The organism is Pseudomonas sp. MPC6, assembly GCF_006094435.1.
Taxonomy (GTDB): domain Bacteria; phylum Pseudomonadota; class Gammaproteobacteria; order Pseudomonadales; family Pseudomonadaceae; genus Aquipseudomonas.
The window spans coordinates 1,877,922-1,894,253 of record NZ_CP034783.1; the positions used below are offsets into that span (position 1 = coordinate 1,877,922).

Here is a 16,332-nt window from a genome sequence, read left to right on the forward strand (position 1 = left end):
GTATACTGGCGCGCATTACGTATTCAGGTTCGATTTAACGGAGCGTCCCGCATGTCCGGCAATACCTACGGCAAGCTGTTCACTGTCACCACCGCTGGCGAAAGCCATGGTCCGGCGTTGGTCGCCATTGTCGACGGCTGCCCGCCGGGGCTGGAGATCTCCCTCGACGATTTGCAGCGCGACCTCGATCGCCGCAAACCCGGCACCAGCCGCCACACCACCCAGCGCCAGGAAGCCGACGAAGTCGAGATCCTGTCCGGCGTGTTCGAAGGTCGCACCACCGGGTGCGCCATTGGCCTGTTGATCCGCAATACCGACCAGAAGTCCAAGGACTACTCGGCGATCAAGGACCTGTTCCGCCCGGCCCATGCCGACTACACCTACCACCACAAATACGGCGAACGCGATTACCGCGGCGGCGGTCGCAGCTCGGCGCGGGAAACCGCGATGCGCGTGGCGGCCGGCGCTATCGCCAAGAAATACCTGGCCACCCAAGGCATCGTCATTCGCGGCTACATGAGCCAGCTGGGCCCGATCGAGATCCCGTTCAAGACCTGGGACTCGGTGGAGGAGAACGCGTTCTTCAGCCCCGACCCGGACAAAGTGCCGGAGCTGGAAGCCTACATGGACCAGCTGCGCCGCGACCAGGATTCGGTCGGCGCGAAGATCACCGTGGTCGCCGAGGGCGTGATGCCAGGGCTGGGCGAGCCAATCTTCGACCGTCTCGATGCCGAACTGGCCCATGCGCTGATGAGCATCAACGCGGTCAAGGGCGTGGAAATCGGCGCCGGTTTCGCCAGTGTCGCCCAGCGCGGCACCGAACACCGCGATGAAATGACCCCGCAAGGTTTCCTCAGCAACAATGCCGGCGGCATTCTCGGCGGCATATCGTCCGGCCAGCCGATCGTCGCGCATCTGGCGCTGAAGCCGACCTCGAGCATCACCACGCCGGGCCGTTCCATCGACATCCACGGCAACCCGGTGGAGGTCGTCACCAAGGGCCGTCACGACCCCTGTGTCGGCATCCGCGCCACGCCGATTGCCGAAGCGATGATGGCCATCGTGCTGATGGATCACCTGCTGCGTCACCGCGGGCAGAACGCCAATGTGCAGGTGAGCACGCCGGTGCTGGGTCAGCTTTAATGGCTCATCTCACAGCCGCTGCAGTCTGACGACGGTGGCGGCGCTCCCGTACTGGCGGCTCTCCAGTTTCTATCTGTTTTATTTCGCGTTGCTCGGTTCGACGGCGCCGTTCCTGGCGCTGTACTTCGATCACCTGGGCTTTTCCAGCGCCCGTATCGGCGAGCTGGTGGCGATCCCGATGTTGATGCGCTGCGTGGCGCCGAACATCTGGGGCTGGCTCGGTGACTACACCGGCCAGCGCCTGGCCATCGTGCGCTTCGGCGCAGTCTGCACCTTGCTGACGTTCTCCCTGATTTTCGTCAGCAAGACCTACGCCTGGCTGGCGATGGTCATGGCCTTGCACGCCTTCTTCTGGCACGCGGTGCTGCCGCAGTTCGAAGTCATCACCCTGGCGCATCTGGAGGGGCAGGCATCCCGCTACAGCCAGATCCGGTTGTGGGGGTCCATCGGCTTCATCATCACCGTGGTCGCGCTGGGCCGGCTGTTCGAATGGCTCAGCCTCGACATCTATCCGGTGGCGCTGGTGCTGATCCTGGCCGGGATCGTGGTCAGCAGCCTGTGGGTGCCGAACGCACAACCGCCACAGGGGGAGCGATTGGCGGGGGACGGTTTTCTCAAGCAATTGCGCAGCCCCGGGGTATTGGCGTTTTACGCCTGTGTGGCGCTGATGCAGTTGAGCCACGGGCCGTATTACACCTTCCTGACCTTGCACCTCGAGCGACTTGGTTACAGCCGAGGCTTGATCGGCATGCTCTGGGCCGTCGGCGTGGTCGCCGAGGTCCTGATGTTTCTGGCCATGAGCAAGATCCTCGCGCGCTTCTCCGTGCGGCGGGTGCTACTGGCGAGTTTTCTGCTGGCGGCGCTGCGTTGGTTGTTGCTCGGCTCGTTTGCCGAGTATCTGTGGGTATTGCTGTTCGCCCAGGTCCTGCACGCGGCCACCTTCGGCAGCTTCCATGCGGCGGCCATCCAGTTCGTGCAACGCAGTTTCGGCGCCCGCCAGCAAGGGCAGGGGCAAGCGTTGTACGCGGCACTGGCCGGCACCGGCGGCGCAGTGGGTGCGTTGTACGCAGGCTATAGCTGGAACGCCCTCGGGGCGACATTGACCTTTAGTATTGCCAGTCTCGCCGCTTTCGCGGCTGCCGTTATGATTGCGACATGCATGCAAGAGGACCGGCCATGAGCCTGTCCTGTGAACAATCGAGGAACCAACCATGAGCAGCCTGTCCGTTTACCCTGTCAGCAGTCCGGAATTGCCGAACAAGGTACTGACCCACTTCGACGACATCGCATCGACCCTGGCCGAACAGGGTGTGCGCTTTGACCGCTGGCAAGCGGCGACCAAGCTCCAGCCAGGCGCCAGCCCGGAAGACATCATCGGCGCGTACCAGGCGCCGATCGACACGCTGATGACGGAAAACGGTTATGTCAGCGTTGATGTGGTCAGCCTGAGCAGCGATGACCCGCAATCAGCCGAGCTGCGCGCCGGGCTTCTCGAGGAACACCGCTTCGATGAGGATGTCGTGCGCTTTTTCGTTGCCGGTCGTGGCTTGTTCAGCCTGCATATCGGTGATTACGTCTACGCGGTGCTTTGCGAGAAGAACGACCTGATCTCGGTCCCGGCCGGTACTCCCCACTGGTTCGACATGGGTGAGCATCCACATTTCGTCGCGATCCGCCTGTTCAACACCCCGCAAGGCTGCGAGGCCAACTTCACCGGCGAGGACACCGCCAGTCGCTTCCCGTTGCTTGAGGATTGAGTATCGGCCGACCCGGCTCTCTGATCCGCATGCAATCCAAACTGTAGGAGCAGGCTTGCCAGCGAAGGCGGCCTTGAGCCTTGCACCGCCCATGACGACGCCTTCGCCGGCAAGCCGGGCTCCTACAGGGTGTGGCGTTGACCACAATCCATCGATAATCCGCTGATCCCTGTAGGAGCTGGCTTGCCAGCGAAGGCGGCCTTAAGCCTTGCACCGCCCATGACGACGCCTTCGCCGGCAAGCCGGGCTCCTACAGGGTGTGGCGTTGACCACAATCCATCGATAATCCGCTGATCCCTGTAGGAGCTGGCTTGCCAGCGAAGGCGGCCTTGAGCCTTGCACCGCCCATGACGACGCCTTCGCCGGCAAGCCGGGCTCCTACAGGGTGTGGCGTTGACCACAATTCATCGATACACCGCTGATCCCTGTAGGAGCTGGCTTGCCAGCGAAGGCGGCCTCGAGCCTTGCAGCGACCATGACGACGCCTTCGCCGGCAATGCCTGGCCCCTACAGGGTGTGGCGTTGACCACAATCCATCGATACACCGCTGATCCCTGTAGGAGCAGGCTTGCCAGCGAAGGCGGCCTTGAGCCTTGCACCGCCCATGACGACGCCTTCGCCGGCAAGCCGGGCTCCTACAGGGTGTGGCGTTGACCACAATCCATCGATAATCCGCTGATCCCTGTAGGAGCTGGCTTGCCAGCGAAGGCGGCCTTAAGCCTTGCACCGCCCATGACGACGCCTTCGCCGGCAAGCCGGGCTCCTACAGGGTTTGGCGTTGACCACAATCCATCGATACACCGCTGATCCCTGTAGGAGCTGGCTTGCCAGCGAAGGCGGCCTCAAGCCTTGCAGCGCCCATGACGACGCCTTCGCCGGCAAGCCGGGCTCCTACAGGGTGTGGCGTTGACCACAATTCATCGATACACCGCTGATCCCTGTAGGAGCTGGCTTGCCGGCGAAGGCGCCCTTGAGCCATGCACCGCCCATGACGACGCCTTCGCCGGCAAGCCGGGCTCCTACAGGAGCACACAGGCCGTGAAGCGAAAGCTTTCACGGCCTGTGTGTTTGCAGCGTTACAACGGTTTACGCCGAATGATAAGTCGGCAGGGCAAACCGTTGCTGGCTTTGCAGCATGGAGATTTGCGGCAGTTCGCTGGCTTGTTCCGCAAGGTCGCGACGGATCGCGCTGATCACCCACGAGAGCTGATCGCCAGCATGCAATTGCTGGTAGGAAATCGAGCGTTTAAACACTTTGCCTTCGGTGCTGCGCAGGGTCAGCAGGATGCCACCGTCAGGACGTGGCTGGGTGGTCACTTCGAAATTGGAGAACAGGGACGAAAATTTTTCTTGAATCAGGCTCATGTCTATCGGCTCCGTTAGCACTTGATTGGCAAGCATGGAGAGGTAGTTGCAGCCTTTGTGCCAGCCTTTGTATTTTTAAAAATCCTTGTAAATCAATAAGTTAAATTCATGGTGATTTGAGCCGTTCGTGCAATCTGCATGAACGGCCATCGTGCATCCTGCATTTTGCGTGGTCGTCGCCGTTTCCATGGAACCAATCGCCAGGCGCGGACTCGCGATTTCGCCCCAGCGGATCATGGATACAAAACATTGCAAAAACCGCGTGTACAGCCCCGGAAGCGCTGACGTATTTTCGGCCTCAATAAATGCCGCCCGATAATAAAAAACACCGAACGGGAGCTTCCATGAGCACGCCGCACGACACGATTACCTGGGGCATGATGCTCCGCAAACTCCCTGCCATTGCCAAAGCCATCCCCCGTGTGGTGAAAGGCATGAAAGCGGCCAACGTCAAGGACCCGGCCCAACCCTGTGGCCTGGGCTGGAGCTTCGAGCAGGCGGCCTTGCGCAATCCCGATGGCCCGGCTTTGCTGCAGGGCGACGTGGTACTGAGTTATGCACAGGTCAACCAATGGGCCAATCGCATTGCCCATCACCTGATTGCCCAAGGCATCCGCAAGGGCGATGGAGTGGCGGTGTTCATCGAGAACCGCCCGGAACTGTTGGTGGCGATTCTGGCGGTGGCCAAGGTCGGCGCGATCAGCGCCTTGCTCAATACCTCGCAAACCCGCGACACCCTGGCCCACAGCCTGAACCTGGTGGCACCCGCGGCAATCATTGTCGGCGAGGAGCTGGTCCCGGCGTTTTCGGCGGTGCGCGAACGGGTGTCGATCACGCCTGGGCGCACCTGGTTTGTCGCCGATCAAGGCACCCATACCCATCCGGGCATTGCCCCCGACGGGTTCATCAACCTGATGGCGGCCAGCGTCGATGCTTGCAGTGACAACCCCGCCAGCAGCCAGCAGGTTTTTTTCGACGACCCGTGTTTCTACATCTACACCTCAGGCACCACCGGCTTGCCCAAGGCCGGCGTGTTCAAGCACGGCCGCTGGATGCGCAGTTCCGCCAGCTTCGGCATGATCGCCCTGGATATGCGCCCCGAGGATGTTGTCTATTGCACCTTGCCGCTCTATCACGCCACCGGGCTGTGCGTGTGCTGGGGTTCGGCGATCAGTGGCGCTTCAGGCTTTGCCATCCGCCGCAAGTTCAGCGCCAGCCAGTTCTGGAACGATGTGCGTCAGTACCGCGCGACCACCCTCGGCTACGTCGGCGAGCTGTGCCGTTATCTGGTGGATCAACCGCCCGCTGCCGACGACAACCAGCACCGCGTGACGAAGATGATCGGCAATGGCCTGCGCCCCGGCGCGTGGCGCGAATTCAAGACGCGATTCGGCGTCAACCATATCTGCGAGCTGTACGCCGCCAGTGACGGCAACATCGGCTTCACCAACGTGCTGAACTTCGACAACACCGTGGGCTTCTCCCTGATGACATGGGAACTGGCGGCCTACGATCACGACAGTGGCTTGCCGACTCGCAACGCCAAGGGCTTCATGCGCAAGGTGGCCAAAGGCGAGCAGGGCTTGTTGCTGGCGAAGATCGACGACAAGGCGCCGCTGGATGGCTACACCGATCCGCAGAAAACCGCAAAGGTCGTGCTCCACGACGTATTCGCCAAAGGCGACCGCTACTTCAACACCGGCGACCTGATGCGCAACATCGGTTTCGGCCACGCCCAGTTCGTCGACCGTCTGGGGGACACCTATCGCTGGAAAGGCGAAAACGTCTCGACCACCGAGGTCGAGAACATCCTCCTGCAACACCCGAACATTTGCGAAGCCGTGGCCTATGGCGTGGAAATCCGCAACACCAACGGCCGCGCCGGTATGGCCGCGATCACCCCTGCCGAATCCCTGGCGACCCTGGATTTCAGCGAGCTGCTGGCCTTCGCCCGGGAGCAGATGCCGGCCTATGCCGTGCCTGTGTTCCTGCGGGTCAAAGTGAAAATGGAAACCACCGGAACCTTCAAATACCAGAAGACCCGGCTCAAGGATGAAGCCTTCGACCCCGGCAGGACCGGTGATGATCCGATTTACGCCTGGCTGCCAGGGACCGGGACTTACGTGCCGGTCACCGAGCAGTTGCTTGAGGACATTCATGGCGGCAAGTACCGTTATTAATGTGGCTCTTATTGAAAGTGGCTATGACCGTCCATGAGAAAAAACAAGTGACAGCTTCGGGGCTCATCGGGAAACTGTCGCTTTGCGAATAACCGAAAGTGGAGCCCCCGATGTCAGACCAAAGCCGCCAGATGACCCCCGAAGAAGCCGCTGAATTTGCCGAACAGGTATTCAACAAGGCGCGCGAGGGCGATGCGGCCATGATGGCAGCGCTGCTGACCAAAGGCCTGCCGCCGAACCTGCGCAACCACAAGGGCGATACCTTGTTGATGCTGGCCGCTTACCACGGCCATGTGGAGACGGTAAAAGTCCTGCTCGAGCACAAGGCCGACCCGGAAATCCGCAACGACAACGGCCAGAGCCCGATTGCCGGCGCGGCGTTCAAGGGCGACCTGGCGGTGGTCAAGGCGTTGGTCGAAGGCGGTGCGCAGGTTGAAGGTTCGTCCTTCGACGGCCGCACGGCGCTGATGATGGCGGCGATGTTCAATCGCGTGGAAATCGTCGACTACCTGATCGGCAAGGGCGCCGATCCGAAGGCCAGGGACGCCAATGGCATCACCGCGCTGGATGCGGCCAAGACCATGGGTGCGGTGGATACCACGGCGCAGCTGCAGAAATTGCTCGGCTGATCGGCAACGTCCTCAGGCAAGCCAAACGCCTTGGCGAGGGGAGTTAAGGCGCGGAATCTGTAGGAGCTGGCTTGCCAGCGAAGGCGGTGTGCCAGACGACATCGATATCAACTGACAGACCGCCATCGCTGGCAAGCCAGCTCCTACAGGTTCCGCGCTTAACCGGCTGGCATTGGGCCTGCCCCCTCGCTGCAGGAGTCCACTGACGCAAAAGGGAGTTTCCAGAAAAACCGAAGCCTCAATACACCCACACCTCAACCCGCCGATTCCTGATCCGCCCCTCGTCCGCGCTATTGGCCGCCACCGGCATCTCGGCGCCGAAGCCGCGAACCTCGCGCAACACCACTCCGCTTTTCACCAGCTCCCGGCGCACCGCCATGGCGCGCAGTTTCGACAGCAGATCGGCCCGCGCCGGGTCACTCTTGGCGTCGCCAAACCCGGCCAGCGTCACCTGTCGACGGGTCTTGCCGTGCTGCTTTATATAGTCGAGCACCCTTGAAAGGTCCTGCCGGGCCTTGTTGTCCAGGGTCGCACTGCCTTCTTCGAAGCGAAAATTGACCGACAGCCGCTGGGCGTGGCGACTGAGCGCCTGATAACCCTCGGGCATCAGCACATTCGGCGTGACCGTCATGGCCTGCACGGTCTGGGCGATAAAACCATTGGCCGCGACGATGGCCTGGCCCTGATGGCCCTGGGTGAAGACGACCAGCGCTTCGGCCCAGGGATTGTGCCCGGTGGGCGGCAGGTAAAAGTACAGCCGACGGGACAATGGATAGTCTTCCGTGGCGATCAGGCTGTCGAGCGGCAGCATGGCCTGGGATTGGCCGTCGGCAATGGCCACGGCTTTGGCCTGGCGCACGTAGGGCAGGCCGATGAAGCCGATGCCTTGCGGGTCCAGGCTCACCGCGTCGGACAACTGCTCGCTGGATTCGAAACGTTTCGCGGTGTTGCTCAGGGTTTTCCCACGACCTGCGAGAACCAGTTCGTTGAACGTGTCATACGTGCCCGATTGGTCATCCCGCGCATACAGATGAATCGGCCCGCCACGACCGCCGAGTGCTTCCCAGGTGCTCACCTCGCCGCTGAAAATCCGCGCCAGTTGTTCGGTGTCGAGTTGATTCAACGGGTTTTGCGGATGAAGGATGATCGCCAGGCCATCGATGGCGATCACCTGCTCGGCGTCAGGTTGTTTCAGGTCGCCCAACGATTGCAGGGCTTCCCGTTCGCTGTCCTTGATCGGGCGCGAAGACGCGGCGAGATCGGCGCTGGCGTTTTGCAGGGCGGTGAAGCCGGTGCTGGAGCCGTGAGCCGCAATGTCCACCGCCACCCGGCGCCCTTGAACGGTTTCGCCGACCACCCGCAGTTCGTTGGCGGTGTCCGGCGCTTCGCGGTGAATCTTGTGCAAACCCTGCTCGCGCATCAGGCCTTCGACCAGGGCCGGGCCCAGTGCGGCGCCGATCGTATTGGAACCCTGGATGCGCAGCACCGAACCCTGTTCGGGTGTCGGCAGATCACCGGCCGAAGCCGCCTGCGCCAGGCTCGCGCAGAGCACCCACAGGAACAACACGCGCAACATCATGCGGGCACCTTAATAAGTCAAAGAAAGTGCCGGGAGAATAAGTCAGTAAGGTGACCGAAAGATGACAGATCCATAACCCGTCTAACGCGTAGAATTGCGCTCTGGAGCAAATCTGAGGTTGCAGTGGTGGATTTACAGCGGGGCTTCGTCCTGACCCGGCATTGGCGCGACACACCGGCCGGTACGGAAGTCGAATTCTGGGTGGCGACCGATACCGGTCCCCAGCGTATCCGCCTGCCTTATCAACCTTCGGTGGCGTTCATCCCGGCGGCCCAGCGCGAGCAGGCCGAGGCGCTGTTGCAGGGGGAAAAAAACCTCGAACTGCGACCGCTGGCCTTGCAGGATTTCGAGCATCGCCCGGTGCTCGGCCTGTATTGCCAGCAGCATGGGCAACTGATGCGCCTGGAAACCGCGCTGCGCAAGGCCGGCGTCGATATGTTCGAAGCCGACGTGCGGCCGCCGGAGCGCTACATGATGGAGCGGTTCATCACGGCGCCGGTGGTCTTTGGCGGCACGCCCACTGCCGAGGGCCTGCTGCTCGACGCGCAGATGAAACCCGACCCGGACTACCGACCCACGCTCCGGCTGGTGTCCCTGGACATCGAAACCACCGCCCGGGGCGAGTTGTATTCCATCGCCCTGGAAGGCTGTGGCGAGCGTCAGGTCTATATGCTGGGCCCGCCCAACGGTGACCACGGCGCGGTGGATTTCCAGCTTGAATACTGTGACTCGCGCACCCTGCTGCTGAAAAAACTCAATGAGTGGTTCGCCCGCCATGATCCCGACGCGATCATCGGCTGGAACGTCGTGCAGTTCGACCTGCGCGTACTGCACGAGCACGCCCGGCGCCTGGCGGTGCCATTGAAACTGGGGCGTGGCGGCGAGGAAATGCAGTGGCGCGAACACGGCAGCCGCAATCATTACTTCGCCGCGGCCGCCGGGCGATTGATCATCGATGGCATCGAATCCCTGCGCTCGGCGACCTGGAGCTTCCCCTCGTTCAGCCTGGAAAACGTCGCGCAAACCCTGCTTGGCGAAGGCAAGGCGATCGACAACCCTTACCAGCGCATGGACGAAATCAACCGCATGTTCGCCGAGGACAAACCGGCCCTGGCCCGGTACAACCTCAAGGACTGCGAACTGGTGACGCGCATCTTCGCCAAGACCGAGTTGCTGACCTTCCTCCTGGAACGGGCCAGCGTCACCGGTTTGCCGGCGGACCGCAGCGGTGGGTCGGTGGCGGCCTTCACCCACCTGTACATGCCGCTGATGCACCGCCAGGGGTTCGTCGCGCCCAATCTCGGCAGCAAGCCCGCGCAAGCCAGCCCCGGCGGATTCGTCATGGACTCGCAACCGGGGCTGTATGAATCGGTGCTGGTGCTGGACTACAAAAGTCTCTATCCGTCGATCATCCGCACCTTCCTCATCGACCCGGTGGGCCTGATCGAGGGCCTCAAGCATCCCGCAGACAGCGAGTCGGTGCCGGGTTTTCGCGGCGCGCGTTTTTCCAGGACCCGGCACTGCCTGCCGGCGATCGTCGCCCGCGTCGCCGAAGGCCGGGAAACCGCCAAGCGCGAGCACAACGCGCCGCTGTCCCAGGCCTTGAAGATCATCATGAACGCTTTCTACGGCGTGCTCGGCTCCAGTGGCTGCCGCTTCTTCGATACGCGCCTGGCGTCGTCCATCACCCTGCGCGGCCACGAAATCATGCTGCGCACCCGCCAGTTGATCGAAGCCCAGGGCCACACGGTGATCTACGGCGACACCGACTCGACCTTCGTCTGGCTGCGCCGCGCCCACGGCCAGCAGGAAGCGGCGCAGATCGGCCGCGCCCTGGTGGACCACGTCAACCAGTGGTGGCGCGAACACGTGCGCCAGGAATATGGCCTGGACAGTGCTCTGGAACTGCAGTTCGAGACCCATTACAAACGCTTCCTGATGCCGACCATCCGCGGCGCCGAGGAGGGCAGCAAGAAGCGCTATGCCGGGCTGGTGACCCGCGCCGACGGCAGCGATGAAATGGTCTACAAAGGCCTGGAAACCGTGCGCACCGACTGGTCGCCGCTGGCCCGGCAATTCCAGCAGGAGCTATACCTGCGCATCTTCAATCGCCAGCCTTATCAGGATTACGTGCGCGACTATGTGCGCAAGACCCTGGCCGGTGAGTTCGATGACCGACTGATCTACCGCAAGCGCCTGCGTCGCACCCTCGACGATTACCAACGCAACGTGCCGCCCCATGTCCGCGCGGCGCGTATCGCCGACGACTACAACGACCGTCAGGGCCGGCCGCGGCAGTACCAGAACGGGGGGTGGATCAGCTATGTGATCAGCGTCGCCGGGCCCGAACCGCTGGAGATCCGCAGTGCACCCATCGATTACGACCACTACGTCACCCGGCAATTGCAACCGGTGGCGGATGCGATCCTGCCCTTCGTCGACGACGACTTCTCGACCCTGATCGGTGGGCAACTAGGCCTGTTTTGAGTCCAGCAGGGTTAACGTCCACGCGTCAGGAATGCCGTGGAAATACTGATCCAGTGCCCGGTTGAAGAGATTGTCTTCGCTATCGATCTGAGCGAACAGGGTCATCGAGGAGTGAAACTTGAGCTCGTCAGGGTGGCCGAAGATCGCCGCAATCGGGCGCGGCTCAATGTCCAGGACCAATTGCGTGCAGGTGCGCAGGCGCGTGCTCAACACCGGGTGTTGCAGGTAGGCCTGCGCTTCCGCGGCGGAGTGAATCGCGAAGTGACGGGACATCTCGCTGTCCCCCAGCCCGGTGAACTGCGGAAAGATGAACCACATCCAGTGGCTGCGCTTGCGGCCATCGCTCAGCTCATCCTGAACCCGTTCGAATACCGGGTTCTGCGCCTGAATGAAGCGTTGCAGGTCGAACCTGTCGAGTGGATCGGTGCTTCTCATGCGCAAGCCCTCTGACACAACCGCGATGGCTCAGACCATGGCCAGCCGTTGCTTTCGTTGTGGCGCGTGAAACGCATGGTCCAGCGCCTCCAGATCTCCGGTTTCAAGCCGCAATTGCGCGGCTTGCGCATTCAGTTGCACGTGTTCAGGGCTGACCGCCTTGGGGATGGCGATTACGTCGTCCTGACGCAGAATCCATGCCAGCGCGACCTGCGCCGGCGTCGCGTCGTGTCGGACGGCAACGTGCATGAGCGCCGGGTGGGCCAGCATCTCCCCACCCTGGCCGATTGGACAGTAGGCCATGACTGGCAGGCGATGCTGCTGGCACCAGGGCAGCAGATCGAATTCTATGCCACGTTCTTCCAGATTGTAGAGCACCTGGTTAGTGGCGCAGGCCGGCGCGGCCAGTTCGTGCAGGTCATCCAGGTCGAAATTGGACACGCCCCAGCGGCCGATCTTGCCGGCTTCGCGCAGGCGCTCGAACGCGTCGACGGTTTCCTCCAGGGGATACTGGCCACGCCAGTGCAACAGGTACACATCAATGTAGTCGGTACCCAGCCGTTGCAGACTGCGCTCGCACGCCTGGGGGATGCCGTCGCGGCTGGCGTTGTGCGGGTACACCTTGCTGACCAGAAACACCTGGTCGCGCCTACCGGCAATGGCTTCACCCACCACTTGCTCGGCACCGCCTTCGCCGTACATTTCAGCGGTGTCGATCAGGGTCATGCCCAGCTCGATGCCCTGGCGCAACGCCGCCACCTCCTGGCTGCGCCGTGAAGGGTCCTCCCCCATGCGCCAGGTGCCCTGGCCGATGACCGGTACGTTGACGCCTGCCAGATCGAGGGTGCGCATGCACATCTCCTTTTTTCGATCGATGGGTACTCTTCGGTTGGCAGCACAATAGCGCAGTGGTTCCATGCAAAACTCAATTATCCCGGTGTACCCCGCCCCCCTGTAGGAGCTGGCTTGCCAGCGAAAGCGTCCTGACAGCCAACACATATGTTGAATGTTCTATCGCTTTCGCTGGCAAGCCAGCTCCTACAGGGTACGGCGTACAGCGCAAGCAGCCACCAGCCACCAGCCGAGATCTTTTTATCCTGTCCACCACCCAGCATTTACAGACCACCGGTACTGCACTTTTCCCCGTTTCCCGGCTCTATCCCATGGCCAGCCTGCGGCGATCCCCACCGCAAGCCCATGTCCAAGTTCAAACACCCATGGTTCGAGTGTTACCCCTCATCACGATGCACACCCGCCGTTACAGCCTGCTGCTGGCCTGTTTGTCGACGCTCTGCTTCACCGGATGCACCCAGCAACAGGGCGGCGACATCATCGACCAGTTCCGCCAAGGAAAACCCCAGGAATTCCTCCAGACCAGCGTCGACCGCATGGCCACCCTGGCGATGCGCGACAACCTCGACAGCCTCTACTTGCTCATGAGCAAGCTCTACCTGCGCAATCCCGAGGAGTTGAAGAAGTCCGGCTTCCTCGACGCCCGCACCGCCGGGCAGCAAGTGCGCATGGCCATCGAAATGCAACAGCCGCTGCCGACCTTGGGCGGCAAAAAAGACCTGGCGGCGCTGAGTTTCGCCATGAGCCCGGAATTCCTCGGCGACCGGGTCGGTGCCTTCATCTATGCCATCGGCAGCATGCTGGTCACTGCCCACGGCAATCGTCTCGAGTTCTACATGACCGATGCGATCAACCCGACCTTCGTCAGCAACGCCGCGCGCAACATCGAGAAAGCCACCTGGATCCTCAGCCAGCGCCAGAACAAGCAGGGCGGGCCCTTGCTGTTTTCCAACGAGATTTCGGAGGAGGGCAGCAACCTGAGTTTTGCCGTGGAATTCGGCAAGATCGTCGCGCGGCTGGACCTGCTGACGCAGATGCTCGACGAGCGCTACCGGCGGATCGGCCTGAATTACGCCCAGAGCTTGCTGTTCCTCAATTTCCTGCCCGTGCAATAAATCTGGCGGACTGCCCCCGATCCATCGACCGCCCCCATCCCCCTGTAGGAGCTGGCTTGCCAGCGAAGGCGTCCTGACAGCCAGCGCCTGTGTTGAATGTGACGGACCCTTCGCTGGCAAGCCAGCTCCTACAGGGGTCCGGGTAAATCCATAGAGTCAGGTCGGCTGACACACCGCGTTCGCAGGCAAGCCCGTTCCCAGCGCACATAGGCATAACGATAGACCGCATCGATATAACTGGTTATAAGAAAAATCGCTATGCTGCGGGCCAGTTCTCTTATGCGATTTTTGTGGGCGTGTTAATGGAATTCGTTAACTTCGGGTTGGTGGTCGCAGGTTTAGTGGTGGGTTTCATCGTCGGCATGACCGGTGTGGGCGGCGGCTCATTGATGACGCCGATCCTGCTGTGGTTCGGTGTCAATCCGGCGACGGCGGTGGGCACGGATCTGCTGTACGCCGCGATTACCAAATCCAGCGGCGTTCTGGTTCATAGAAAGAACAACAACATCGATTGGTCAATCACCGGCTGGCTGACCCTCGGCAGTGTGCCGGCGGTGCTGATGACGCTGTGGTTCCTGAGCACCCTGCAGACATCCCCCGATGCCATGAACGCCGTGATCAAACAGGCCCTGGGCTTTGTCCTGTTTGCCACCGCGCTGGCGATTTTCTTCAAGAAGCGCTTGCTCGATTTCGCCCACAAACGCGCGGGCGGCAACTACAACCCCAGCGGCCCACGCCTGAACGGGCTGACCGTGCTGACCGGCCTTGTGCTCGGCACCATGGTCGCCCTGACCTCCATCGGTGCGGGCGCCCTGGGCACCGTGGCCCTGTTCATTCTTTATCCAATGCTGCCCACCCGCCGCCTGGTGGGCACGGAAATCGCCCACGCCGTACCCCTGACCCTGGTCGCCGGCCTCGGTCACGCGAGCATGGGCAACATGGATTGGCACGTACTGGGCTACTTGCTGGTCGGTTCGCTGCCGGGCATTTACCTGGGCAGTCACCTGACTGGCCGCATCTCCGACGAAATGTTGCGTCCTTGCCTGGCCACGATGCTGGCGCTGATCGGCTACAAACTGGCGTTCTGATCTGCGCCGCAGGCCTCAATCACTCACGGGTGAAAATTTCCAGCAGGTGCCCGTCCGGGTCATCGAAGTAGACCCGCCGGCCACCACCGTAGTCATCTATTTCGTCCAGTCGCTGCTTGCCGGGATCAGCCCACCAGGGTTGCTTTCGCGTTTGCAGACGGGCGAAGGCCGCATCGAACTCCTCGTCACCGAGCAAAAACGCATAGTGCTGGGAAGCGATCGGCGGGTCGTTGTTATAGAAATCCAGCGACACGCCGTTGTCGAGCTTGACGATCAACATCGGGCCAAAGGGTTCAGGAGCGGCCAGGCCGAGGATGTCTGCCAGAAAATGGGCCGATGCCTGCTTGTCGCGGCACCAGACGATGGTGTGGTTCAGCTGAGCGCTCATGGGAGGAGCCTCCAGGGACTCTCCCATGAGTTAAGCACTGTTGCTTTAAACCTTCGACGTATCGCGTGCCATCACTGTGATCTCGAGCCCGTCGTCGTCCAGTTGTTCCACGATCTCCCAGCCCAGTCTGGCGTAAAGCGACTGGGCCGAGTCGGTATATAGAAAGAGCCTGGGGATTGCGAGTGCCGCCGCCTCCTCGACGATACGCGACACCAGCCCGGAGGCGATGCCCCGACCACGATGCTCGGCCTTGACGTAAACGCCTGCCAGCCAGGGCGTCAACTCGGGCCGTGATCCCAGATCACTCTCGATCAGCAGGGCTCCGCCAAGCAGTTGCGTACCATCAAGGGCGACTAGCACGGTGGGCACGGTACCTTTGCCGCATGCAGCGCGCATACGTTCGGTTCTTGCCTGGAGGGTGTCGCCGGGTTTGAATTGACCCCATTCCTTGAAATTCAGCTCGGCCAATTCCGGGATCAGGGCGGGGTGGTTGCAGAGGTAATCGATTTCCATGTTGAATTGAAGCTCCTTTGCCTGGCGCGGACGATTCAGTCGTCGCGAAGATGAACCACAATAATGCGCTCGGAACCGCTGATCAATCCACGTTCGATACTCAATGATCTGTTGCGCAATGACCGCCCTGACCTAAGCTTGGGGCAGGGCGAAACATAATTGCGAAGCGTCCCCGGAACGAACGCCGCGATGCGCAATCATTAGAGCGTGGATATCAAAAAGGAGATGCGCATGCTCATCAGGTCATTGACCCTGGCTACCCTGCTGGCTTTCGCCGGTCCCTTGTTCGCCGCCGATGGCGACTCACCGCTGGACATGGACAAGGGCAGGGCCCGGCCATTGATCGTCATCGCTCCGAGTACGGTCGATCCCACATGGGTCAGCTTGAAAAAGGCCCTGGATGAGCCGGCCAACCGCAAGGGCTTCGACGATCGCAACATGGTGCTGTACACCGTGCTCAACCTGATGGGCCAGCGCGAAGGCAAAGACCTGGGGCCGCAAGACACGGCGGCATTGATCCGCTCGCTCAAGTTGGGCGCCGGCGCGAAGACCAAGGTGATTCTGGTCGGCAAGGACGGCGAAAAGAAACTGGAACAGTCGGATGCGGTCGACCTGCAGGCGATCTTCAAGACCATTGACGAATTGCCGGCGACAGAGAAAGAAGCAACCGTGCCGACACCACCGCCAGTGACCGAACCCGCCCCGGCCAAGGGCGCCAAGGCGACAAAACCGAGCAAACCGACCAAGTCCGCCAAGCCCGCCAAGCCGCCTGAAATGCCGGACGATTGAATCCGCGCAGAA

15 protein-coding genes are annotated in these 16,332 nt (G+C 61.7%); 9 read left to right on the forward strand and 6 right to left on the reverse strand.

What is annotated here, in order from left to right:
- Window positions 1-51: 51 nt before the first annotated feature.
- Genes aroC through ELQ88_RS10875 form a run of 3 tightly spaced genes read left to right on the forward strand, consistent with a single transcriptional unit; the run spans window position 52 to window position 2,900 of the window.
- Complete coding sequence (gene aroC, locus ELQ88_RS10865; RefSeq protein ID WP_128869692.1) at window positions 52-1,143, forward strand: chorismate synthase; 1,092 nt, start codon at window positions 52-54, stop codon at window positions 1,141-1,143.
- A 34-nt stretch (window positions 1,144-1,177) separates the two neighbouring features.
- A complete protein-coding gene (locus ELQ88_RS10870; protein WP_128869691.1) occupies window positions 1,178-2,323 on the forward strand; it encodes an MFS transporter in 1,146 nt (381 codons plus the stop codon).
- 31 nt (window positions 2,324-2,354) lie between these two features.
- On the forward strand, window positions 2,355-2,900 hold the full coding sequence (locus tag ELQ88_RS10875) for an acireductone dioxygenase (RefSeq protein WP_138964976.1): 546 nt from the start codon (window positions 2,355-2,357) through the stop codon (window positions 2,898-2,900).
- Between the two features lie 1,086 nt (window positions 2,901-3,986).
- Here the strand turns inward: ELQ88_RS10875 and ELQ88_RS10880 are convergent.
- A complete protein-coding gene (locus ELQ88_RS10880; RefSeq protein ID WP_064676634.1) occupies window positions 3,987-4,265 on the reverse strand; it encodes a DUF3509 domain-containing protein in 279 nt (92 codons plus the stop codon).
- Window positions 4,266-4,609: 344 nt separating this feature from the next.
- Between ELQ88_RS10880 and ELQ88_RS10885 the strand changes: the two genes are divergently transcribed.
- Window positions 4,610-6,445, forward strand: coding sequence for a long-chain-acyl-CoA synthetase (locus ELQ88_RS10885; RefSeq protein ID WP_138964978.1), 1,836 nt, complete (start codon window positions 4,610-4,612; stop codon window positions 6,443-6,445).
- A gap of 110 nt (window positions 6,446-6,555) precedes the next feature.
- Window positions 6,556-7,074 carry an ankyrin repeat domain-containing protein gene (locus tag ELQ88_RS10890; RefSeq protein ID WP_138964980.1) on the forward strand — a complete coding sequence of 173 codons (519 nt, stop codon included), beginning with the start codon at window positions 6,556-6,558 and terminating at the stop codon, window positions 7,072-7,074.
- 238 nt (window positions 7,075-7,312) lie between these two features.
- Here the strand turns inward: ELQ88_RS10890 and ELQ88_RS10895 are convergent, their stop codons facing one another.
- Window positions 7,313-8,653: a phosphate ABC transporter substrate-binding/OmpA family protein gene (locus ELQ88_RS10895; RefSeq protein WP_138964982.1), complete on the reverse strand. Its 1,341-nt coding sequence runs from the start codon at window positions 8,651-8,653 to the stop codon at window positions 7,313-7,315.
- A gap of 126 nt (window positions 8,654-8,779) precedes the next feature.
- On the opposite strand from ELQ88_RS10895, the gene ELQ88_RS10900 reads away from it, so the two are divergent.
- Window positions 8,780-11,140, forward strand: coding sequence for a DNA polymerase II (locus ELQ88_RS10900; protein ID WP_138964985.1), 2,361 nt, complete (start codon window positions 8,780-8,782; stop codon window positions 11,138-11,140).
- Here ELQ88_RS10900 and ELQ88_RS10905 read toward each other — a convergent pair.
- Entirely contained in the window at window positions 11,126-11,575 is a 450-nt protein-coding gene (locus ELQ88_RS10905; protein ID WP_138964987.1) for a DUF1810 domain-containing protein, read from the reverse strand. The two genes, ELQ88_RS10900 and ELQ88_RS10905, sit on opposite strands and share 15 nt — an antisense overlap.
- 30 nt (window positions 11,576-11,605) lie before the next feature.
- Window positions 11,606-12,427, reverse strand: a complete 822-nt coding sequence (locus ELQ88_RS10910) for an aldo/keto reductase (RefSeq protein ID WP_138964989.1) — start codon at window positions 12,425-12,427, stop codon at window positions 11,606-11,608.
- A gap of 365 nt (window positions 12,428-12,792) precedes the next feature.
- On the opposite strand from ELQ88_RS10910, the gene ELQ88_RS10915 reads away from it, so the two are divergent.
- Together ELQ88_RS10915 and ELQ88_RS10920 are read left to right on the forward strand one after the other, a co-directional pair.
- The gene (locus tag ELQ88_RS10915; protein ID WP_128869683.1) at window positions 12,793-13,542 is read left to right on the forward strand and encodes a hypothetical protein; all 750 of its coding nucleotides are present in this window, start codon (window positions 12,793-12,795) and stop codon (window positions 13,540-13,542) included.
- Window positions 13,543-13,844: 302 nt separating this feature from the next.
- On the forward strand, window positions 13,845-14,630 hold the full coding sequence (locus ELQ88_RS10920) for a sulfite exporter TauE/SafE family protein (RefSeq protein ID WP_138964991.1): 786 nt from the start codon (window positions 13,845-13,847) through the stop codon (window positions 14,628-14,630).
- A gap of 19 nt (window positions 14,631-14,649) precedes the next feature.
- Here the strand turns inward: ELQ88_RS10920 and ELQ88_RS10925 are convergent, their stop codons facing one another.
- Both ELQ88_RS10925 and ELQ88_RS10930 read right to left on the reverse strand, forming a co-directional pair.
- Window positions 14,650-15,018, reverse strand: a complete 369-nt coding sequence (locus ELQ88_RS10925; protein ID WP_138964993.1) for a VOC family protein — start codon at window positions 15,016-15,018, stop codon at window positions 14,650-14,652.
- Window positions 15,019-15,063: 45 nt separating this feature from the next.
- On the reverse strand, window positions 15,064-15,531 hold the full coding sequence (locus ELQ88_RS10930; RefSeq protein ID WP_138964995.1) for a GNAT family N-acetyltransferase: 468 nt from the start codon (window positions 15,529-15,531) through the stop codon (window positions 15,064-15,066).
- Window positions 15,532-15,762: 231 nt separating this feature from the next.
- Here ELQ88_RS10930 and ELQ88_RS10935 point away from each other — a divergent pair, with 231 nt between their 5' ends.
- Entirely contained in the window at window positions 15,763-16,320 is a 558-nt protein-coding gene (locus tag ELQ88_RS10935; protein WP_138964997.1) for a DUF4174 domain-containing protein, read from the forward strand.
- Window positions 16,321-16,332: the final 12 nt, after the last annotated feature.